General features: G+C 62.4%; 27 protein-coding genes and 2 pseudogenes. 9 read left to right on the top strand and 20 right to left on the bottom strand.

Going from position 1 to position 18616, the window contains the following annotated elements:
* Positions 1-131: 131 nt before the first annotated feature.
* Together QMK32_RS23295 and QMK32_RS23290 are read right to left on the bottom strand one after the other, a co-directional pair.
* A pseudogene (locus tag QMK32_RS23295) lies at positions 132-647 on the bottom strand (transposase); the annotation flags it as partial.
* A 234-nt stretch (positions 648-881) separates the two neighbouring features.
* Positions 882-1091, bottom strand: a complete 210-nt coding sequence (locus QMK32_RS23290; protein ID WP_283477841.1) for a hypothetical protein — start codon at positions 1089-1091, stop codon at positions 882-884.
* Positions 1092-1201: 110 nt separating this feature from the next.
* Here QMK32_RS23290 and QMK32_RS23285 point away from each other — a divergent pair, with 110 nt between their 5' ends.
* Positions 1202-1423, top strand: coding sequence for a helix-turn-helix transcriptional regulator (locus tag QMK32_RS23285; protein WP_283477839.1), 222 nt, complete (start codon positions 1202-1204; stop codon positions 1421-1423).
* 369 nt (positions 1424-1792) lie between these two features.
* Here QMK32_RS23285 and QMK32_RS23280 read toward each other — a convergent pair whose 3' ends face one another.
* Both QMK32_RS23280 and QMK32_RS23275 read right to left on the bottom strand, forming a co-directional pair.
* Positions 1793-2482: an HAD family hydrolase gene (locus tag QMK32_RS23280; protein WP_283477837.1), complete on the bottom strand. Its 690-nt coding sequence runs from the start codon at positions 2480-2482 to the stop codon at positions 1793-1795.
* A gap of 152 nt (positions 2483-2634) precedes the next feature.
* Complete coding sequence (locus QMK32_RS23275; RefSeq protein WP_283477835.1) at positions 2635-3162, bottom strand: CGNR zinc finger domain-containing protein; 528 nt, start codon at positions 3160-3162, stop codon at positions 2635-2637.
* 269 nt (positions 3163-3431) lie between these two features.
* Here QMK32_RS23275 and QMK32_RS23270 point away from each other — a divergent pair, with 269 nt between their 5' ends.
* On the top strand, positions 3432-4184 hold the full coding sequence (locus QMK32_RS23270; RefSeq protein ID WP_283477833.1) for a hypothetical protein: 753 nt from the start codon (positions 3432-3434) through the stop codon (positions 4182-4184).
* A 7-nt stretch (positions 4185-4191) separates the two neighbouring features.
* Here the strand turns inward: QMK32_RS23270 and QMK32_RS23265 are convergent, their stop codons facing one another.
* A complete protein-coding gene (locus QMK32_RS23265) occupies positions 4192-4428 on the bottom strand; it encodes a hypothetical protein (RefSeq protein ID WP_283477845.1) in 237 nt (78 codons plus the stop codon).
* On the opposite strand from QMK32_RS23265, the gene QMK32_RS23260 reads away from it, so the two are divergent.
* Positions 4340-5176, top strand: a complete 837-nt coding sequence (locus QMK32_RS23260) for a DMT family transporter (RefSeq protein ID WP_283477843.1) — start codon at positions 4340-4342, stop codon at positions 5174-5176. The genes QMK32_RS23265 and QMK32_RS23260 overlap by 89 nt on opposite strands.
* Positions 5177-5331: 155 nt before the next feature.
* On the opposite strand, the gene QMK32_RS23255 is transcribed toward QMK32_RS23260, so the two are convergent.
* Entirely contained in the window at positions 5332-6027 is a 696-nt protein-coding gene (locus QMK32_RS23255) for an IS6 family transposase (protein ID WP_283477842.1), read from the bottom strand.
* A 162-nt stretch (positions 6028-6189) separates the two neighbouring features.
* On the opposite strand from QMK32_RS23255, the gene QMK32_RS23250 reads away from it, so the two are divergent.
* The gene (locus QMK32_RS23250; RefSeq protein ID WP_283477831.1) at positions 6190-6891 is read left to right on the top strand and encodes a hypothetical protein; all 702 of its coding nucleotides are present in this window, start codon (positions 6190-6192) and stop codon (positions 6889-6891) included.
* On the top strand, positions 6888-7262 hold the full coding sequence (locus QMK32_RS23245; RefSeq protein ID WP_283477829.1) for a hypothetical protein: 375 nt from the start codon (positions 6888-6890) through the stop codon (positions 7260-7262). Before QMK32_RS23250 ends, QMK32_RS23245 begins: the two co-directional genes overlap by 4 nt.
* A 70-nt stretch (positions 7263-7332) precedes the next feature.
* Here the strand turns inward: QMK32_RS23245 and QMK32_RS23240 are convergent, their stop codons facing one another.
* From QMK32_RS23240 to QMK32_RS23210, 7 genes are all read right to left on the bottom strand, one after another.
* Entirely contained in the window at positions 7333-7569 is a 237-nt protein-coding gene (locus QMK32_RS23240) for a hypothetical protein (protein WP_283477827.1), read from the bottom strand.
* Positions 7566-7901, bottom strand: coding sequence for a CopG family ribbon-helix-helix protein (locus QMK32_RS23235; protein ID WP_283477825.1), 336 nt, complete (start codon positions 7899-7901; stop codon positions 7566-7568). Before QMK32_RS23235 ends, QMK32_RS23240 begins: the two co-directional genes overlap by 4 nt.
* 79 nt (positions 7902-7980) lie before the next feature.
* The gene (locus QMK32_RS23230) at positions 7981-8250 is read right to left on the bottom strand and encodes a hypothetical protein (protein WP_283477823.1); all 270 of its coding nucleotides are present in this window, start codon (positions 8248-8250) and stop codon (positions 7981-7983) included.
* Positions 8251-8308: 58 nt separating this feature from the next.
* Positions 8309-8710: a hypothetical protein gene (locus QMK32_RS23225; RefSeq protein WP_283477821.1), complete on the bottom strand. Its 402-nt coding sequence runs from the start codon at positions 8708-8710 to the stop codon at positions 8309-8311.
* Positions 8707-8928, bottom strand: coding sequence for a hypothetical protein (locus QMK32_RS23220; protein ID WP_283477819.1), 222 nt, complete (start codon positions 8926-8928; stop codon positions 8707-8709). The genes QMK32_RS23225 and QMK32_RS23220 overlap by 4 nt, the downstream gene beginning before the upstream one ends.
* A gap of 766 nt (positions 8929-9694) precedes the next feature.
* Positions 9695-10279: a DnaB-like helicase N-terminal domain-containing protein gene (locus QMK32_RS23215; RefSeq protein ID WP_283477817.1), complete on the bottom strand. Its 585-nt coding sequence runs from the start codon at positions 10277-10279 to the stop codon at positions 9695-9697.
* A gap of 22 nt (positions 10280-10301) precedes the next feature.
* Positions 10302-10532: a hypothetical protein gene (locus QMK32_RS23210; protein ID WP_283477815.1), complete on the bottom strand. Its 231-nt coding sequence runs from the start codon at positions 10530-10532 to the stop codon at positions 10302-10304.
* A 225-nt stretch (positions 10533-10757) separates the two neighbouring features.
* On the opposite strand from QMK32_RS23210, the gene QMK32_RS23205 reads away from it, so the two are divergent.
* The gene (locus QMK32_RS23205; protein ID WP_283477813.1) at positions 10758-10979 is read left to right on the top strand and encodes a helix-turn-helix transcriptional regulator; all 222 of its coding nucleotides are present in this window, start codon (positions 10758-10760) and stop codon (positions 10977-10979) included.
* A 214-nt stretch (positions 10980-11193) separates the two neighbouring features.
* Here QMK32_RS23205 and QMK32_RS23200 read toward each other — a convergent pair whose 3' ends face one another.
* The 4 genes and pseudogenes from QMK32_RS23200 to QMK32_RS23185 all read right to left on the bottom strand — a co-directional run bounded on the left by QMK32_RS23200 (position 11194) and on the right by QMK32_RS23185 (position 13962).
* On the bottom strand, positions 11194-11391 hold the full coding sequence (locus tag QMK32_RS23200; RefSeq protein WP_283477810.1) for a hypothetical protein: 198 nt from the start codon (positions 11389-11391) through the stop codon (positions 11194-11196).
* A 514-nt stretch (positions 11392-11905) separates the two neighbouring features.
* Positions 11906-12553 carry a maleylpyruvate isomerase family mycothiol-dependent enzyme gene (locus QMK32_RS23195; protein WP_283477808.1) on the bottom strand — a complete coding sequence of 216 codons (648 nt, stop codon included), beginning with the start codon at positions 12551-12553 and terminating at the stop codon, positions 11906-11908.
* 254 nt (positions 12554-12807) lie between these two features.
* Entirely contained in the window at positions 12808-13386 is a 579-nt protein-coding gene (locus tag QMK32_RS23190; protein WP_283477806.1) for a hypothetical protein, read from the bottom strand.
* A 1-nt stretch (position 13387) separates the two neighbouring features.
* A pseudogene (locus tag QMK32_RS23185) lies at positions 13388-13962 on the bottom strand (NADPH-dependent FMN reductase).
* 133 nt (positions 13963-14095) lie between these two features.
* Between QMK32_RS23185 and QMK32_RS23180 the strand changes: the two are divergent.
* From QMK32_RS23180 to QMK32_RS23170, 3 genes are all read left to right on the top strand, one after another.
* Positions 14096-14497 carry a MerR family transcriptional regulator gene (locus QMK32_RS23180; protein WP_283477805.1) on the top strand — a complete coding sequence of 134 codons (402 nt, stop codon included), beginning with the start codon at positions 14096-14098 and terminating at the stop codon, positions 14495-14497.
* Positions 14498-14550: 53 nt separating this feature from the next.
* Positions 14551-15009 (top strand): MarR family winged helix-turn-helix transcriptional regulator, encoded by a 459-nt coding sequence (locus QMK32_RS23175; protein ID WP_283477802.1) that lies wholly within the window; start codon positions 14551-14553, stop codon positions 15007-15009.
* A gap of 302 nt (positions 15010-15311) precedes the next feature.
* Positions 15312-15680, top strand: a complete 369-nt coding sequence (locus tag QMK32_RS23170; protein WP_283477801.1) for a hypothetical protein — start codon at positions 15312-15314, stop codon at positions 15678-15680.
* Positions 15681-16050: 370 nt separating this feature from the next.
* On the opposite strand, the gene QMK32_RS23165 is transcribed toward QMK32_RS23170, so the two are convergent.
* From QMK32_RS23165 to QMK32_RS23155, 3 genes are all read right to left on the bottom strand, one after another.
* Positions 16051-16524, bottom strand: a complete 474-nt coding sequence (locus QMK32_RS23165) for a ParB/RepB/Spo0J family partition protein (RefSeq protein WP_283477800.1) — start codon at positions 16522-16524, stop codon at positions 16051-16053.
* A 143-nt stretch (positions 16525-16667) separates the two neighbouring features.
* A complete protein-coding gene (locus QMK32_RS23160; protein WP_283477799.1) occupies positions 16668-17027 on the bottom strand; it encodes a hypothetical protein in 360 nt (119 codons plus the stop codon).
* A gap of 266 nt (positions 17028-17293) precedes the next feature.
* Positions 17294-18526 (bottom strand): IS110 family RNA-guided transposase, encoded by a 1233-nt coding sequence (locus tag QMK32_RS23155; protein ID WP_502943745.1) that lies wholly within the window; start codon positions 18524-18526, stop codon positions 17294-17296.
* Positions 18527-18616 lie beyond the last annotated feature (90 nt).

Raw genomic sequence — 18616 nt, 5'->3', positions numbered from 1 at the left:
CCCGGACAGCCCTTGTCTGATCAGTTCGAAGTAGCGACGCTTGATCTCCAGCGGTGACTTGTTCCACGCATACTTGGGCATGCGAATCCTCTCGGGACAGGATTCGCTTCGATCAGTAGAAACCGCCCGCGGTCGAGTGGCCGGTTCTGCCATTCGGTCATCTCGCCGACGACCTTGTCTGTGATGCGGGAGATGGTGTCTTTCGATACCGTCGCTCCATAGATGTCCTGGAAGTGTGCGGACACCTCACCTGTCGTCAAACCCTTTGCAGTCAAGGACAATACGATCTCGTCGATACCTGTCAGGCGACGTTGACGCTTTTTGACGATCTGCGGTGCGAACGAGGAATCGATATCGCGTGGTACCTCGATTTCCACCGGCCCGATCTCGGTCAGCACCGTCTTCGAGCGGGTGCCGTTTCGGGAGTTCCCGCTGCCGCGGCCGGCGGCGTCGTGTTTCTCGTAGCCGAGATGTTCGGTCATCTCCGCATCCAACGCCGTCTCGAGGACGTTCTTGGTGAGCTGATTGAGGAGCCCGTTCGGGCCCATCAACTCGATGCCTTGCTCCTTGGCTTGAGCCAGGAGCTGCTCGGCCAACTGCTTCTGATCCACCTCGGTCGCTGCCATGGGATCCAGTGTTTCGGTCATCGTCGATCCTTCCCGCCAAGCTCAGCTCGGCGTGTCGAACCAAGGACCGGATCCACCGTTATTCAGACAGTCCCCATGGCGCAGTCGCAATCTTGAACGATGACGACCTGATGCGCCTGGCGCGCCCCGACTGCTCGCACGACAAGCGCGCCGTTGCCCGGACTCTTTTTGCGAACGCCATTGAGATTCCTTTCGTTGTGTTCTGTATCGGGTTGCGGAGCTGGGTGTGTGGGTCTAGTTGCGGAGTTCGTGGCGTGCGGTGCGGCGGTCGCGTCTCGCGCTGGCTCGTTTGGCGGTGCGACGAGCCTTGGCCTTGCCCTGGCGGTGTACGAGAATGTCGATCTCGTCGGCGGTGCTGTGGTGTTGTGCTCGCATGGTGGCCTCTTTCTCGGCGGTGGTGAACAGGATTGAGTGCCAGTCGATTTCGGCGGTCGGCGAGAGCATACCCCAATATGACAGTCTCAGACTGTACAGTAAAGCGTATGGGCCGATTTTTACAGTAGGAACCTGTAAGGTCGAGATAATTCAACTCTGAACCCACCTAGGAAGCACCGATGTCCGACGAACTCACCATTGCCGAAGTACTGGCGCTGATCGAAGACAAGACCGGGAAGGCGATGCCGGCCAAGACGTGGTCGTCCTACGTCGCACGTGGTCAAGCCCCGAAACCGGCCCGCCATCTCTCTCGTACTCCTCTGTTCGCGCGAGAGGACATCGAGCACTGGATCGACAACCGACCAGGCAGCGGAGCACGGACGGACCTCCCGCCGACGTGAGGCTGCCGCCCTCGGCTCCGACCTACTCACTCGCGCCGTCGATCCACCACGATCACGGCGTCAACTGACGCTCCTTCGGCACACGAGAACGGCACCCGCACATAATGTGTGCAGGTGACGTTGGTTTGCATTCGGCGTTAAGCCGATTATCGCCTCTTTGCCACACGCTGAGGCCGGCCTCAGCGTGCGCTTGGCTACACTCCGAGGTGCTGCGTTCGGTTCCATGCGGACATCGACGCGGCACGGGCGCGGGGAAACACCCCCCCAGGTGACCCCGCGCCCACCAAGCTCGAGACGGACCCGGCCGCGGTGTGACGACGACCGGCGGGCCTCAAAGGGCCGTGGAAGGCCGGCCTGATTGATCGTGCTCTACAAGCTGGTGGTGGTGGTGGTGGTGCTTTCGACAATCGGTCGATCTGCGCCGCTTGCGTGTTGGCGGGTGTGCAACTGTCGCAACGATTCGACTGAGGTCTCCAGTAGAGAGTTTTTGTAATCGAACCCAGGAAGCTTGTTGCCTGCTCTGGTGGTGACGAGCAGAACATGGGAGCCGCTCAGTCTGGCGCTGGTGGCGCCGATGACGGTGTCTTCGATAGCAATGCAGTGCCGTGTGTCGACACCGAGCTTGGCCGCGGCGGAAGCGTACGGTTCGGGGTGCGGTTTACCATGTTTGACGTCGCCTCCGGTGACGATGACGTCGAATACTTCGCTCAGGCGCGGGATGGCGTCGACAACACGTCGGTCGGTGGATGTCACCAAGGCGCAGGGCATTTGAGTTCGTTTCAGATCGGCCAGTAGCCCTTCGGCGCCGACAGTCCAGGGTGGGTTTCCTAGGTGCAGGAGTTCGACCATGCGGTCTGTCAGAGCCGCGCTGATATGTTGGACCTCCAACTCGACACCGAGAGATCGCATTCGTTGCGCTGATTCGCCCATCGTTGTTCCCGTGATTAATTGCTGATCTTCATGTGTCCATTCTCGGCCCCATTCGGACGCCACGTCTTGGTAGGCCTCGAACCATAACGGCATGGTGTTGAGCAGCGTTCCATCTAGATCGCACAGCACCGCGTGGAGTTGGCAGAAGCACTTACTCGGGTCGGTCCCTGTGCGCGGCACCGCTGCCGCACCAGAAACCGGGGATTGATCACCGAAAGACTCAGCAAGGTTCGATTGCGATACTTGGAACCCCTGTTTTTGTGTGTGCCGCTTCCTATGGCTCACGATGTGGGGTTGCGGCGGGCGCGGTGCGCGGCAACGTGAGCGCGGTTACCGCATCGTGCAGGGTCGCAGAACCTTCGGCGCCCGCCTCGCGAAGCGTCCACGAACATGCCGGTACATGAATCGGTGGTACAGCTTCTAAATCGCGAGATGCCGAACGTTCGAGCCATCGCCAACAGACTGGGAACCACGACTAGTTGTAGTCGCCGAATTACGTCAGCATCGCTCGTCACCGCCAGATGCCAATGCCATTGACCGTCGAGATCGGAGCGGTCAAGTTTGACCAGGGGCTCGGCTTCGCGGAGCAAGTCGTTTAAATCTGCAACTGCCGACTCTACGGTGGAGGCCGCGAGGATTGTGCGGACGCGATCTCTGAAATGGCGCAGATGCGAGAGATCATCGTCGGTGACTTGGACAGTCACTGAGTCGAGCCCGATCGTGGCAAAAAATGCTTTGGCGTCATTGACCGTAGTCAACCTGTCCGCAGCCCTCTGGCCGGCTGCGGTGTTCGCCAGCAGCGTGGCCACGGCCGCTCCTTTTTCGTAATCCGATAGCAATGCTATGTAATTCATGTGAATCACTTGCAGACCTTACGTTATTCCCTTACTGTAATCCGTACAGAACAACCATACGCCTTACTTGTAGTTCGGTACGTGTTTCTCGGTCCGCTATGGACCCGGCACGCTCTGACGTCCGCTGAAGCCAATCGGCGGGTTCATCCAGCCAATAACTTCTATCTGCTCAGTTCTGTCGCGTCCGCGCATCGTTTCGATGATCATCACATCAGGGGGATCCCGTGTTCGATGTCAAACAGCAGTTCACCCGGCGTGAGCTACTCGGTAAGCCCACGTACTGGCAGGCGTCCGACTTCGGAGCGGCGCAGCTTCGCCACCAGTACCCGGCCGACCTGCTCGACACCATTCGCAGCAAAGCGCTGGAAATCAAGGACGAAAACAGCGAGAATCGGCCCCTCAACCTCCGCTACATCCGTGGCGCTCACAAACTGATACCCGAGATCCTCGATCTCTTCTACCTGCCGGGTCGGCTGGAGGCACTCAGCGAGCTCGCCGAAACCAAATTGGAGATCTATCCAATTTCCGTGATCACGACGGCCGTAACTTTTATGGGTCCACAGGACGGGACCGTGGACTGGCACGGCGACGGTGTGCCGTTCACCGAGTTGATCGCGTTGGAAGTCGACGATGTGAGCGGTGGAGCCCTGGAGATCTACCGCGGCGACTTCGACGAGGGATCGGCGGTAGTCCACGGCGGCGGCGACCTCCCGGTCGACACACTCACCCATCTCACCCATGAGGTCGGTTCCAGTATTTTCGGACAAATCATGCGAGTGCTGCACCGCACCGAACCGATGGCGTCCGGATCGCGAATCACGTTGACCCTCAATCACAGCAGCGCCGAGAAACCGTTCATCGACGATAATCCGATGTTCTACCTCGCTGCCGACAACCCCACGTTCGACTGGGTCGATGAATATGTCGACGATGTCCGTACACGGCAGCTGCCCGCGTACATGGCCACGCGCTCCTGACTGTGGGTCAGACCTTGCCGAACCGAGACAGCACCACTGCGATCCCGTCCGGGACCCCAGACTCCACTGGCACCGGGTCCCGGCGTGCGCCTGGCTCGTCGGTTCGGGCAGCTGTTCTCGCGCTCGGAGGCGTCGCATTCTGGTCGACGAACGCTTTGGCCGGCACGACTGCCCTGGAGCATTCGAACGTCTTGCAGGTTATCGCAGTCCAATTCATCTCTGCCACTGCAGCTTTGATGCTCATTCGACGTCTTACGGGTCGTCGTAAATTACGTATGGAATCTGCTGCTGCGTCTTCTGCTGCCGAGAAGTCGTTCGGATATGGGATCGGCATCGTGGGCCTCGGCGGAACCATGGTGCTGCAGTACATTGCCTTCGCCAACGCGCCCATCATGGACGCCAACATCATCGCCTACTCATGGCCGATGCTTGCCGCGATCTATCTCGCCGTCACCGCTCTGAACACCTCGACAGTGGCCAGTGTGGTGATTTCCCTGATCGGATTCGGTGGTGTCACGCTGATCGTGGCAGGGCAGACAGCAACCGACAATGGGACAGGAAACGTCGTACTCGGCTATTGCGCGGCGGTCGGATCGGCGGCGTGCATGGCGGTCTACACCCTGGGTATGCGAACGGTTCGCATACCGGTGCTCGATCTCATGCTGATGACAACCGCGGTCGGCGGTGTCGGCGCGGTACTCACCATGATCGTCACTACAACCCCGGTCGCGATCTCCAGCGAGGCAGGTCTGGCGATCTACATCGGCATCGGTCCGGTCGCACTCGGATACACACTGTGGAGTTTCGGAATGAAACTCAGTGGAGGTCGACTCGCTCCGCTGGGATTCATGACCCCAGTGCTCTCGACGCTGGTGCTTCTGCTCGGAGGTAACGCCTTCGGAGGTGTGACCGCGCTGGGCGCAGGCATCGTCTTGCTCTGTACGGTCGCCGTCCTCGTCGTCGACCGGCTCTTCGGTAACGCATCACTCTGACACCAAAATCGACGGACCGAAATCTTTCGGTCGTCACCCTGCTCGCTCACATCCAGAAGGAGCATCGAAATGGGCACTGTCACATTAGTCGAAAAGCGTAGCAGTGAAGCCTGTTTGGGGCAGACTGTTACAGGACACCGCCGGGCTGTTTACTTTCAGGCGGCGTCGGTCGTCGTGACTTCCTGCCAGATCGTGAAACGGTCGGCCATCTCGGTATGCCATTCGGATGCCGAGAGGCGGTGGCGGCAGGGCCGGAAATGCGGCGAAATGCCCGAGAAGGCGGACAGGAATCGTTGTGCGTGCCCGGGAGATGTGAACCGTTTCATCGCATGTTCTCGCTGTCGGGTGGGTTGGTGCGAGTTCTCGGCCCGGTTGTTCGAGTATTTCGATCGGCGATGCTCGACCGAGGCCAGCAGTTCGCGGTGCGCGACCTGGTAGCTGCCGAGCTTGTCGGTGACGATCACCCGCGGCACATAGCGCAAGCCCTTGAGCAGCTTACGGAAGAGTCGCTTGGCGGCGTTGCCATTTCGTCGGGACTGGACCAGCACATCGAGCACGTTGCCGTCCTGGTCGACCGCGCGCCACAGATAATGTTGGCGGCCGTTGATTCGGATGAACACTTCGTCGAGGTACCATTTGTCACCGGATTGTGGACGTCGGCGGCGCAGCTCGTTGGCGTAGGCCTGCCCGAACTTGGCGCACCACCGCCGGATCGTCTCGTAGCTGACCATGACACCGCGTTGCAGCATCATCTCCTCGACTTCGCGGAAGCTGAGCGGGAACCGGAAGTACAACCACACGCAGTGGTTGATGATCTCGACCGGGTAGCGGTGGCACTTGTACGACAGCATCGGGGTCGTCACGCCATGGATTCTGCCAGTTTGCCGACTTCAACAACGTGACAGTGCCCACGCGAAGTCGACACCGTCTCCGTCGTCATCGACGCCATCTCCGACGGAAGCTCTCACCGTGATGTCGAGTTCATCGGCACCCCCGGCGAACTCGCCGCCGAATTGACCGCGCTCGCGGCCTACGCATCCGGTGCGCGCCGCACCGTCATCCCCGCACCGCGAGAGGTCACCACCGCAGTGGCCGCCATCGTTGAGGCGTCACCGCCCCTGCCCGATTCGGCGGTAGAGGGTCCCGACGCTGTCGCGGTTCTCGACGTTCAGGTGTACTCCACCCGGCCCGGCCCGATCCCGAACTCACGCACCGAACTCGGTGCATACGAAAGCTCGGACGCACACCGCATCGCCGAAGGTCTCGCCCGAGATCTCGGCGGCACCATCGAACCGATGCGGGGCAACACTGTGCTGCGCGTAACCCACGAAGCGGACGTCTTCGACACCGACCGCATCGCCGCCGAGAGGACAGTGCGGGTGCGGAACCTGCGCGCGAACATCTCCGTCCTCGACCCGGTCGCCGACGCCGAACACATCACCGCCCTCGCAGCCGACCTCGACGAGCTGCGAGCACGGTCGACGCCGCCCGCACACGCCGACGACACTGCGGCTGCGTCCGCGTCGGTATCGACACCGCCCGTGTCGCACGCAGTCGACATCGAACGCTCCTCGACACGTCCGCGCGGGTTGATCACTGCCCCGCCCGCACGCTCGTCCGGAGCAGCGCGGGCCGCCTCACCCGCACTGAACACCGCACCTGCCCCAACACACACAGCGGCGACATCGCGGTCGGCCGATCACGGGCTCGGATGACCACCGAGCATCGTTCCTTGTCGCAGCTGCGAGAAGGGCGGCACCGACCGCCTCGGCCGCCGCAGCGGTCCGGCCCGATCGGCATAGAGGACATCGCAGTCGAGAGCACCGGAAAGCCTGCGTTCCGGATCGACGGCGGCGACCTCGGCACGGTCCTGATGTTCGATGCGGTGCTGTGGAACGAACCGATGACCGGCGTACTACGCGAAATCCACATCACACCCGGCCGCGTGCGCGTGGCCGTACTCCAGACCGAACAGCAGAAAGGTCTCTACCCGCGGTACACCTCGAGCGGCGTGCCCAATGCGCCGTATCTGGCCGATTACGACATCGACTTCGGCGACGAGGTCCGGGTCAGCGATCGCCACTGACATCGCTGACCAATCGACGAGAAAGGCACCCACACAGCCAGTGTGGGTGCCTTTCTTGCGTACGGGCCGGTTACCGCGCGGTCGGTGCTGCAGACGCGGCGTGCTCGGGTGCCCGGTAGATCTCGACCGAGAGTGCCCATGCGCTCAGGGTGCGGCGTTCGGCGTCGGTCATCTCGTCGACGCGGAGGTAGTCCCACTCCTGCAGCGCATCGAGATCGCGCGCGTCGGCACCGACATGTCCGCACCACCACAGGCCCGCCCCGATCGCAGAGGGCACCTCAACGCTGACGCCGCCCGCAGCGTTCACGCGTTCATGCTGTGCGCGTCGGCGTACTCGGCGACTGCATCACGCAGCACCGCCGACCGACTGCGCCCTTGCTGCGCTGCGATCGCGTCGATACGTGCATCCAACCGAACAGGCAACCGGACCTGCCGCACCGGGGACTCGGTGCCAGGTTCGGCGTCGGGGTCCAACGATGGGCGTCCTGCGACACGGTCGAGCAGAGCCCGGCCCGCAGCACCAGCATCGCGCCCCCGCTTCGCCGTCTTCGAGGCAGCGGGAAGGGTCATCTCGTTCTCGGCCCAGTCGGACAGGGCGTCGTAGTCGGTGCCCGCGTCGGGCTTGTCGGTGTTGCTCATCATGTTCACCTCTGGGTATGTGGAGCCGGGTATGTGGAGTTGGGTACGTGGAGCGGTAGATGTCTGTTCGGGCGGTCGATCAGTCGTCCATCCGGTCCAGATGCTTCTCCCGTGCTTCCATGACGTGAAAGACGACCATCTCGCGCGGTGGGATCATCTCCACCATCACCTCCAACAGCGGACCTCCCAGCGTTCGGGGTGGGCCGATGAACAACGTCGGTTTCGCGTGCCCGGGTACGCGCGGCTCGTCGAATTCTTCCTCGACGTAATAAGCGTTTCCTATCGCGTGCAGAGCGTCGGCGTGGTCGATTCCGTGCTTGTCAGCGCTGTTCGCCCACCTGATCCCCATACCAATAGTGTACTACACAACCCCTGTTGTGTAGTACACAACCATAGAGGGTGGATGGTCAGGCGGAGCGCTGGACCGCAGCCGGCGACGCGGTCGGCCTGGTGGGTGATTCCCAGCGTCCGGTGTGCCCGTTGTAGCGCCGACCGCGATCGTCGACGCCGCGCATATCTCGTTCCTTGCGGGGGCCGGTGCGGGTACGGGGACCGCCGAGGTCGACCCGGTCACCGTTGTAGTCGAAGGCGATTCCGGCGAGCACCATCGATGCGGGTCTGATTGCGCCGCCCGCAAGCGCGGAGCGGCACGCGCTCAGCAGGGGGCATTCGAACCGGCACACCCGCACCGACGCTGTGAGCACCTCGGCGGTCGAGGCGTCGAGATCCCACGACGAGGGGTCGGAGCTGCACGGCGCGGTAGGGGCGTCGTCGACCGTCCGCACGCTCTGCGGTGTCTCGGTGGTCATCGCTGCACGGCCGGGTCTGTGAGGTAGAACCGCGCCGATTGGGCATGGGCGGCGGCGAGTGCGTCCGGATCTGCGGATCCCTCGACGCTCTCGCACCGCAACCCGTGGTCGGTCCACGTGGACAACTCGGTGGACAGCTCGGTGATGGAGTGTCCGAGGACGGTGATTTTCTCGGTGATGGCAGCGAAGCTGTCGCCGGTCTCGTTCGGTGATCTCATGCGTCGGCCTCTTTCCGTGCGGTGGTGGTGTGTCCGCATCGACGCATTACCCGGTGACGCGTCAGAATATGTTGACGCACGCTGTTCGAGGAGTGTCTCTCACTCGAGGTACTGCACACCAATATTGCTGCCCTCGACCCCACTGTCGACGCCGAGCGCATCGCTATTCTGTCCGCGGATCTACAAGAGCGCTGTACGACCCGGTACCTGGCGCGCGTAAGACCGGTGAACGGCCGCGGCGTCTCGTCAGCCCACCGCGGCAGCGTTCCACCAGCGCTCCGAGTGCTTCGACGGGTAAGCCTGCATTGCCGCCGACCTACTCCGCATCGCCGTCGGTGGACCGCGATCACGGTATCGGCTGACCTTCCTGCGACAGAGAACAAAACGGCACCTGCACCTCGTGTGCAGGTGCCGTTTGTTGTATTCGGTGTGAACGTGAGAGAAAACCGGGTACTCCGCGTGCGTCTTGCCTGCTGACTGAGCTGATCTCGAGCTGAGTCGCTCGTCACCTCCGGTCACACGAACAATGCGGATGTCGCAGATGTGTGGCTACACTCCGTCGTGCTGCGTGCGGATACCGACGCGGCGCGGGCGCGGGAAAGCACCCTCCCCCCAGGGTGTTCCCCGCGCCCACCAAGCCCCCGCCCCTGATGTTCCTCGGTGGTGCTCCCCCTGCGATCGGCGTCGTAGTGACTGTGATGGTGCCAGGTGGATACGACGGGTGCCATCGGTCGTACCCCTGTGCACGCGCCGCAACGCAGCGCCTCTACTGAATGCGTCTAACCGCTTCCACTCCGCTTCGGAACGCGTGCAACCTGTTGTGCGCGCGGCGTTGTCGGCGGCCGCACTCGAGCATCTGTTCGAAGAGGTCATCCTCGGGGAGCTCCTCAGCGGCCTGGACGATCGAATGTCCGGCGATACGGAAGCTACGCCGGTAGGACTGCGAGAGCACTATGGCAGCGTTGTTGGTGGCCGTGAGCGGATGCGTGCCGAGAGTGGTGATGTTGACCAAGCGGCGGCGAAGTGGTGCATCCTTCTGCCCGGCTGCCCCCGAACGCACGAGAGTGTTGGTGACCGCCGCGACATCGAATGGCTCTGCGGCGGCGACGAGTTCGGCGACGATCGCGTACAACCGGCCGTGCGCGGCGTCGTCGAAGTCTGCGGCGGTCAGCGCCGCGGTGATGCGTGCAGTCTCACTGACGTCCCCGGCCGGGTGGTAGCTCCACATCAACGTGCACAGCAACAGTGCCTCCGGATCGGTACCGAGATCGTAAGTGATCTCGGCACCGTCGACCCGGTCGAGGGTGCCGACGCCCGAGTCTGGTGTGGGCACGGCGCGCAGTGCAGTCATCTTGGCTCTTCCTTCTCGGGTGTTACGAGAGGCCGGCGAGGCTGGCGTTCTCGATCTGGGTTTCGGTGGCTCCCTGCGCGCGGGCTTGCTCCGCCCAGGCTTCGAGTGTGCGGAGGAGGTCGGTGATGTCGACGGTCTTGCCGCTGCGCGCTGCGGCGTCCATGCGTGCGGTGGTGCGGGTGTACTGGGTGAGAGCGCGGTCGCGGCGTGCTGCCGTCTGCGACATGGTGTGCGCCGTCGTGGTCATGGTCATGTGTTGAGTCCCCCCGGATGCGTGTGTGAGTAGTAGATCGCGTGTGACAACCTGCGCCACTTCCCCGGTCGGGGTCGCGGCGCACGCGGCGGTGCGTCATGGCGTGGCCGTACCTCAACGATACCGCGCTGCGTTGTGTAGTCAAGGGCGAACAATTACAGCGGTGAGCTGTATAGTGGGTGACTACACCACCGGCGAAGTACCGAACGATCCTGGAGGCCTGCAATGCCAGAAGAAGAGTTGACCCTCCCTCAAGTCCTCACGCGCATAGAAGAACGCATGGGCAAGAAGATCGCGGCCTCGACGTGGAGGTCCTACGTCGCGCGCGATCAAGCCCCCAAACCGGTCCGCCGCGTGGGACGCGAGCCGATGTTCGCCGGCGCCGACATCGAAGAGTGGATAAAAGAGCGACCCGGACGCGGCGCACGCACCGACCTACAACACTGATCGGAGGAACCACCGGGCCACCGCATCGCCAGCTCGCTACTCGCCACAAGGAACCTCACGGTGCGTCAGGTTTTCCTGACACTGAGTGTTGTCAGGTTCCCCTGACGCTAGTTCTTTCGCAGCTGGTCGCAGCGGTAGGTACGTGAGCCCTGACATTCGGAAAGCCTCCACCCATCGAATACGAGGGTGGAGGCTTCATTTTGCTGTTGCGTTCTCAGTCGTTGTCGACGGCGGTGTCGTAGGCGACGTCGATGGTGATGTTGCCGATGGCTGCCCGCTCGATGGGGCTGAGCACATATCCTGCGTCGGCGAGGAAGGTGAGGTAGCTGTCGATACCTACCATTCCTCGGTAGTGCTTGAAGGAGAAGCGCCAGTAGTCCTTGGCGTCCTGAGGGCCGGTCAGACGGGCCACTTCATCGCACTCTTGGGTGCGGTTTTGCCGGAGAGCACGCGTGCAGAGAAGCTTCGGTGTACGCGATCTCGGCCGACTGTTGACCGGGCCGACTCCCCTCTCCGGCAGAAAGATCTGAACGTCGATCCCGGCCAAAAAAGCTCAAACCGCCGTGCCGGTCAACGACACCGCCTCCGGCAGGAAACGTCAGCTCAGGAAACCCAATTCACAACGGCTCGAGATAGCCATCCGGGGCGTGAACGCACGCATCAAGAGTGCAACAACAGATTCCTTGTCGGTTAGCCCACGGTTAGCCCGTACCCCCCGATTCGTGGGCTCATGACCGCGAGCTTTCCACGGATGTTGCAGGCGCCGCCATCGTTTTCCGGGAACCCGCGTCGTCTGGGCTCCGCTTGCCGATCGCTTGCCGATCGCTTGCCGATCGCTTGCCGGGGCGCCGGTGCCGGTTACCGGATCCGGTCGCAGCCTGTTCCCGCCGACCGACATTCCTAGTCCGCCAGTGATTTGACTGGTGTCAATTGAAGAGGGTGAATGCGGAGGCATTGGCTCCCGTGAGCCGATATCTTCCTGGATCAGCGTTGCGGCCGGCGCAGAGCCTGAACAGCGTGGCAGTGTCAGTGACCAGCGACACCTCGGCGTCGTAGCTCCCGAGAATTACCTCGCCGCGATCAGACAATGTCACCACGGTTCGAGGCACGTTGAGATCGGGCAGCCTGCTCAGGTCGCCCAGCAGCACGAGCGCATCGTTTACACCAGCACTGGCGTAGGCGTCGGGAAGCCCCAACGCCTCTCGGACGTCACCGCCGTGGATCCACTCACCGAGTGCCAGCGCGTCGAGCCGACCCTCGGCCGCGATGATGGCCCGTGCGGTATCGGCGTAACCGGCCTCCAGCTCAACCAACACGTCATCGAACGGCCAGGTGCGGCGCGCATCGACATCGCTCTGATTCTCGGTTGGACTGAAGCCGTGCCAGCTACTTTTCGCGGCCATCGCGAGTGCCGCCGAGCAGTGCGCGAGTACATCGCGCACCGACCAGCCGGGTAAACACGTCGGCTCCACCAACTTCTCGACGTCGATGGACCGCAGTGCCGGCAGCAACGCGTCCCGCTCCGACAGCAAAAGTCGTGCAGCCACTGAAGTGACACGGCTCTCTTCACTCATGTGAGACACGGTATCGCACAGACAAATGCGCGTCTGAGTTTGGCTGAGCTGCTGTCAGGACTAACCGACGGATGTAGGCGGCGCGGAGCCCGAGCCGTTCGAACTCGCCGAGCGCCTCGGCCAACTCTCGAAGCGTCCGGTCGCGTGTCCATCCGGTGGACCCCAACGAGATCACGAAAACCACCTCCGCCACCGTGTCGTGTGAGTTGACGGCGCCCGTAAGCGATCCCTGACCGCCGATCGCAGAGTGGTGGTCATAGGAACGGAAGGTGGTGAAACTCTTCGCCATTGACTACGGCGACCAGACTGTAGGCCCCGGACAGGTTGGTGTCGCTGAGTGGGCAGGTCATCCGCCCTTCGGCGACGTCGGCATCGAGCAGGACGGTCTTTTCCAAAGACTCTTGGGTGGGCTGGTGATACAGGCTCACGCAGATGTGGCAGGTGGTCAGTACCGTCGCTGTGACCTGCCCACCGCGATCGTGCAGGGTGAAGGTCAGGTCCTCGACGAGGGCCGGGGATCCGGGGCTACGTTGAATCGCGGCGGCCACTTGGGCTACGGCGATCGGTCCGAAAGCGTCGACGAAGCCAACCCTCGGGTCTTGATCAGAGAAGGCATGCTTGAGGCGCTCAGCCCCGGGCCCCAGTGCCCCTCGGCCGAAGGCGATCACCTTGAATTGGCGGGCGTCGTAGCGTTCGGCGGCGGTGTCGGGCTCTGTGCAGCCGACCGCGTCGATACCCAGTTCGCGCAGCGATGCGACGACGTCCTCGTTTTTGACTGGGGACAGGCCGATGACAAGCACCCGTTGGTCCCTCGGCGGCTCGGCGACACTCATATCAGGCCACCGCGGCTGTAGTGCGCAGGTGTCGGAGGGCGTCGCTCCACACGACGACCTCTTCGAGCATCGTGGACAACCGCTCGCGGGTACGGGCATTGACCTCGACGGTGTCGTCGACGATATCGGTGAAGCGGTTGAGCCCGACCTGGCTGCGTACGTCGGCGAGCTTGAGCTCCGCGGCTATCAGGCGCAGGTGCTCAACGGCGCGCAGGCCGCCGTCGACGCCGTAGCTGACGAAGCCGCAAGCCTTGTTGTTCCACTCGGCGTAGAGGAAGTCGATCGCGTTCTTCAGTGCCCCGAAGTCGAGTGGTTGTACTCCGGGGTGACGAACACGAACCCGTCGTATCTTGCGATCGCGGCGGCCCAAGCCCGAGTGTGCTCATGGGTGACCTCACCACTCATGGGTGGCATCGGCTCGTCCAGCATCGGGAGGTCGTAGTCGGCGAGGTCGAGCACCTCGAACGTGGCGTCGTCCCGATCGCGGGCGACGCCGTGGACCCAGCGAGCGACAACCTCGGCCGAGCGCCCCGGGCGGGTGCTGCCGACGATGATCGCGATCTTGGGCGCGATCATCCTCGATCCTTCAGCTCGAGCGGTCCCAGAGGTGACGTCACTGGACTCGGTAACAAGTTTCGTTTCCATGGTCTTCACGCTGCACGTTGAACATATGTTGAAGTCAAGTGATGCGTCTGTCACGATCGACTTCATGACCACCACAGCCGAGATCGCAGACGTTGCGCCTACCCTGACCGTCCGTGATGTGGCCGCCGACAGCGGTGTCGCTGCCTCGGCGGTGCGGTTCTACGAGAAGCATCACGTCGTCACTGCACTGCGGACCTCGGGCAATCAGCGACGCTTCGATAAGTCGGCAGGCTGCCGGATCAAGGTAGCCAAGCTCGCGCAGCGGGTGGGGCTGAGCGTGCGAGAAATCGCCGAGATCTTCGCTGACCTGCCCCCTGAGCCGGGCCCCGAGGACTGGGGCCGGATAGCCGACGCCCTGATCGAGGAGGCCGAAACCCGCACCGCCGAACTGCGGGCACGGCTCGACGACATGTGGTCGGGGAAAAAACTGTGCGAGATCGTGGAATCCGTCAACGACCACGAGTAGCCGTGGCGATTGTCCTTGACTTCATCATTGGTTGAACTTCTACGGTTCTCGATATGAACCAGAATCCGATGCAACCTCCCGCCAAGCAGCCTCTAGGATTTTGGACAGCCCGCGCTGGTGAAGCTATCGGCCAACACACACGGGCTGCCTTGGCCGAAATTGGTTTGTCCCAACCTGAGTGGTGGGTGCTCCATCAGTTGTCGCTGTACCCGAAGGGGCTTGATCGATCCACGATGATCGAGACGATCGGCCCGAACATGGGATCGGACATCGAGACCGGGTACATCGAGACGGCTATCGCCACCGTCGCTTCGAAGCGCTGGTTGACCGAGTCCGAGTCGACTTTGCGCTTGACACCTAATGGGAAAGTGCAATTCCGGCGAGGCGCAGACGTTCAACGAGCGCTTGCCGATCAACGGATGCAGGGGATCACCGACGCCGAGTTCGCGACGACCATCACGGTGCTGCAACGGACCATTGCCAACGTCGGCGGAGAGGCCTGGCACTGGTGACTACAGCTAGATGACCAAACCACCGATTGATGGCACGTACGGTCCCAGCGATCGCCGGGCCGGTTCCCCGGCTCAAGGGGGCCGCCACTTCCTTGCCCGTCTACGCCCAGTGCCGCCGATGGGAGTTGGACGCATCTGCAGGCGGTAAATAGCACCGTTCCTGAGTTCGTCAGACGTGAAGTACTGAAACGCGAAGTAGTCGTAGTAGGTGACCACGGTAATTCTGTAGGTTCGCTGGTTCGCGGGAATGCGGTCAAAGTGCGCGACGTAGGTGTGCATATGCCCACTCCGTCTGGATTCTGTTGGATGGAGGCGACTTCCAGTGGCGACCTCGCGGATGCGGAACCAGCATCTCCTTCGATCGCGAGAATATCGTTCTGAGAGACCTGAACTGCTCCGATGGTGCACTTGCCGGATTGGGCGATGCTCGGTTGGCTTCGCTGGTGACGGTGACCGCGGCGGCAAAGGTTTCCGGTACGTCGATCGTGGTCGAACAACTCGTCAGGATCAACGCCCGCAGACGCCGCCATCGCGGCCACGATCTGCCGCCATCCCCGCCTCATATCAGTCACGATCGACAGTCCGAACCGAGGCCGTGGTGGATCTCCGAACCGAGGCTCGGGCGAATGCGTAACCGGCTGCGTTACCTGTGTGTACATTCGATGATCTGACAAGGGATGTGGGTCGCCATCGCGAGGTAGTCCGGAAGCCGAACCCTGGCCGGCGCATCCCGAAAGCCGTCCCTTGACCGGCGCTCGTCGAGCTGGGCAATTCCGGTAGCCCTGTCCGGTGACGAATCCCGCAACGGTGCGCTCAACGGGGCACCACGGCGGGCGGGGTTGCTTCGCATCGCTGCCTAGTTAATCCGGCGACGCATCTCACTAGTCTTTTCGCTGCGTCTCGACAGCTAGCCGGATCGGGCGGTTCTGTCCCTCGTGCGTGCCAGGTAACGCAACCGGTGGGCGATCCCGTACGGCTGGCTCAGGATGGCCTCCAGCTTCTCGGCGATATCGGGGTCCGATTCGGCGGCATCTTCGAGCGTCAGAGCGAGGTCATCGAGGTTGCGCTGCGCGGTCTTCGATCGACTGCACGTGCGGCGGTCTCGACATACGCCTTGGTGTACTTGAGCTCGCGGGTGATGGCGGCCGCGCTCATCCCCAGGTCGAGCATGTCGGTGATAGCGCTCGCGCGGTCGCTCTCGGTGATGTCGATGCGGTGATCGTTGCTGCTGAGCTGTTCGGTGATACGAGCGATGGCCGCGGTCTTCTCATCGCCGGTCTCGGGGCGCACCAACACCGGAATCGTCGTCAGTCCTGCTTCTCGCGATGCGAGGGTTCTGTGCTGCCCATCTCGTACCAGTACAACTCCGTCTGCGCCCTCCACAGCGGAGATCGCTTGTAGCGCAACGTGTTGGATGATGCTCGCGACCAAGCTACGAAACTGGGGTGCGTCGGTGTCGACGTGTTTGCGCGCGTTGTGCCCGATCTGGAGATCGCCTGGAGCGAGGTAGCGCAAGGTGTAGGCACTGGCGGGGACAGAGGTCTCGGCGGTGGTCTCGGTGGTGAGGCACCGGGCAGATATCAGCTACCCGGTGCCTCGATGTCGGTCGGAGCCGGATTGATCTGCCGGACTACAAGTACTGCTGGCAGGGGCAGCTCTCACCGCACTCGGTCCCCCTGCAAGAAATCGACCGTGTCATCGCGAGTGTCTTCGAGTGCCGCGTCCGCCACCCACGCGCCGCTGCCTCGTAATTCGACTGCGACCTTCCACGTCGGATCCTCACCGCCGGTGTGGTCGATGTCTTCCCACTTCCCGATCATCTCGAAGCCGCGGTAGCGGAGTAGTTCGGTGGCCATCTCAGGTGTCCAGTCCAACGGTGCGTGCTCTTCGATTCCGGTGGCGATCAAATACTCGACCTCCGAATCGAACTCTCGCACAGAGACACCCAATCCGAGGCCGGGGCGTATGTCGCCGAGTGCGGAGGTGATGGCGGTCAGATTCTGGACGGTTTCTCCCATACCCCAACCATGCAGCGTTCCGCTGTAGAGTCAAGTTCGGGAAGCTTGTTCGCATTTGTAGTTCTCGAACTGCCTGCGGCACAGCATCTGCACCCAGCTACACCCACCAGCGCGGCCGATAGCGACGCCGGAGACGCCGAGTCGTAGGGGCTTCTCAGCGGCCGCTCGTCTCCGTCAGGGAATCCTGACAGTGAGAGCGTAGTGTTCCGAGGTCGCCGCTCCGAACACGATCGGGACTGCCCCCATCTTGGATGCTCCTATTGGTGTCAAGCGGAATCGGCAAGTTGTCCCGTCAACCATTCGCGGTAACGTGCCGCGAATTGGTGGTTCGGTTTGATAGCCCGTTCTGTGCGCGAGATCGTCGTGAGGGAGACTGCGAAATGGTCGGCGCAGGATTGCATGGACAGCCCCGTTCGGTGGCGTAGTGGCCGCAGGTCATCGGTGCCGGGGACGGACTGCGGGTCGACGAGAAGGGCATAGACCTCTCGGGCTATGTGACGTTTGAGGCAACGCCTGATTTCCCGGGGCGATTTCCCCTCGGCGGTCCTCCGCGCCACGTAAGTGCGGGTGCGTTCATCGCTGGACGATCGGATCAGCGCGATGCGCCACAGTGCGTTGTTCGCTTGACGATCTCCGCCGCGATTGAGCCTGTGGCGGGTGTGCTTACCCGACGACGCTTCGATCGGCGAGACGCCGCACAGAGCAGCGAAAGATGCTTCGCTGTGGAGTCGTTCGGGATTATCTCCTGCGGTGACGAGCAGTGTCGAAGCGCTGTCAACGCCAATGCCCGGCGCTGCGAGCAATGCCGGGTTGGCTCGTCGCACCAGCTCGGTCAACTCTTTTCGGAGCCGATCCATCTCGTGTTGCTGGAAGAGGATCTGGCGTGAGAGTGAACGAAGCGTCGACCTGACGGCTACCCGAGCGTCGGTAGGCGCGCCGGCTGGGACACGGAAGCTCGAGCAGTGATGTAGCAATGTGCCGATGGTCATGGGCTCGAGTTGGTCGCGTAAGTCGGGTGGAGCGCCGACGATGACATTGCGTAGCGAATTGGTCAGCGCTGTAGTGCATTTCCGGGTTCCAGTCAGTGTGACACGAAGAAGTCGGATCGATTCGATCGTTCCGTCGCGCGACTTGGGGACGGCCGTTGCGGTTCCCGCGAGAACGGCCCGCGCTGCCGCTTCGGCATCGATCGCGTCGGTTTTGCCGCGCAGTCTCCGCATCTGCCGGTTGGGGCGGTTCACTTCGACGACCGCGAGTCCTCGGTCGCGAAGGAGTCGGGTGATGGCGACTCCATAGGAGCCTGTGCCTTCGACACCGACCCGGGCTACGTTACCGAATGACGTAATCCACCGCAGCAGAGTGCGATAACCAGCAAGTGTCGTCGCGGCTGTGAAGGTGTCGATCAGCCGTCCCAGGTGGTCGACGACCGCGGCGACGTGAGAATCCTTGTGTGTGTCGATCCCCGCATAGACCGCGTCGGCGACTGAATTCTCGGACAATTTCTACCAATCCCGTACCTGGAGGACGTTTTGCCGTCCTGTCGTGTGGTCGCCGAACGGGGTTAGTGGACAAAACACTAACGATGAGTT

It is taken from the genome of Rhodococcus sp. H29-C3 (assembly GCF_030063405.1).
Classification (GTDB): domain Bacteria; phylum Actinomycetota; class Actinomycetes; order Mycobacteriales; family Mycobacteriaceae; genus Rhodococcoides.
Note: the sequence above shows the minus strand (reverse complement) of the source record. Positions and strands in the feature narration are given on the sequence as shown.

Bases quoted from the DNA above. Each gene is read 5' to 3' on its own strand.
- QMK32_RS23290 (WP_283477841.1), bottom strand. From the start codon at position 1,091: ATGCTCTCGCCGACCGCCGAAATCGACTGGCACTCAATCCTGTTCACC.
- QMK32_RS23285 (WP_283477839.1), top strand. From the start codon at position 1,202: ATGTCCGACGAACTCACCATTGCCGAAGTACTGGCGCTGATCGAAGAC.
- QMK32_RS23265 (WP_283477845.1), bottom strand. From the start codon at position 4,428: ATGAGCATCAAAGCTGCAGTGGCAGAGATGAATTGGACTGCGATAACC.
- QMK32_RS23255 (WP_283477842.1), bottom strand. From the start codon at position 6,027: ATGCTGTCGTACAAGTGCCACCGCTACCCGGTCGAGATCATCAACCAC.
- QMK32_RS23245 (WP_283477829.1), top strand. From the start codon at position 6,888: ATGACCACCGAGCATCGTTCCTTGTCGCAGCTGCGAGAAGGGCGGCAC.
- QMK32_RS23235 (WP_283477825.1), bottom strand. From the start codon at position 7,901: ATGAGCAACACCGACAAGCCCGACGCGGGCACCGACTACGACGCCCTG.
- QMK32_RS23230 (WP_283477823.1), bottom strand. From the start codon at position 8,250: ATGGGGATCAGGTGGGCGAACAGCGCTGACAAGCACGGAATCGACCAC.
- QMK32_RS23225 (WP_283477821.1), bottom strand. From the start codon at position 8,710: ATGACCACCGAGACACCGCAGAGCGTGCGGACGGTCGACGACGCCCCT.
- QMK32_RS23220 (WP_283477819.1), bottom strand. From the start codon at position 8,928: ATGAGATCACCGAACGAGACCGGCGACAGCTTCGCTGCCATCACCGAG.
- QMK32_RS23215 (WP_283477817.1), bottom strand. From the start codon at position 10,279: ATGACTGCACTGCGCGCCGTGCCCACACCAGACTCGGGCGTCGGCACC.
- QMK32_RS23210 (WP_283477815.1), bottom strand. From the start codon at position 10,532: ATGACCATGACCACGACGGCGCACACCATGTCGCAGACGGCAGCACGC.
- QMK32_RS23205 (WP_283477813.1), top strand. From the start codon at position 10,758: ATGCCAGAAGAAGAGTTGACCCTCCCTCAAGTCCTCACGCGCATAGAA.
- QMK32_RS23195 (WP_283477808.1), bottom strand. From the start codon at position 12,553: ATGAGTGAAGAGAGCCGTGTCACTTCAGTGGCTGCACGACTTTTGCTG.
- QMK32_RS23190 (WP_283477806.1), bottom strand. From the start codon at position 13,386: ATGAGTGTCGCCGAGCCGCCGAGGGACCAACGGGTGCTTGTCATCGGC.
- QMK32_RS23180 (WP_283477805.1), top strand. From the start codon at position 14,096: ATGACCACCACAGCCGAGATCGCAGACGTTGCGCCTACCCTGACCGTC.
- QMK32_RS23175 (WP_283477802.1), top strand. From the start codon at position 14,551: ATGAACCAGAATCCGATGCAACCTCCCGCCAAGCAGCCTCTAGGATTT.
- QMK32_RS23160 (WP_283477799.1), bottom strand. From the start codon at position 17,027: ATGGGAGAAACCGTCCAGAATCTGACCGCCATCACCTCCGCACTCGGC.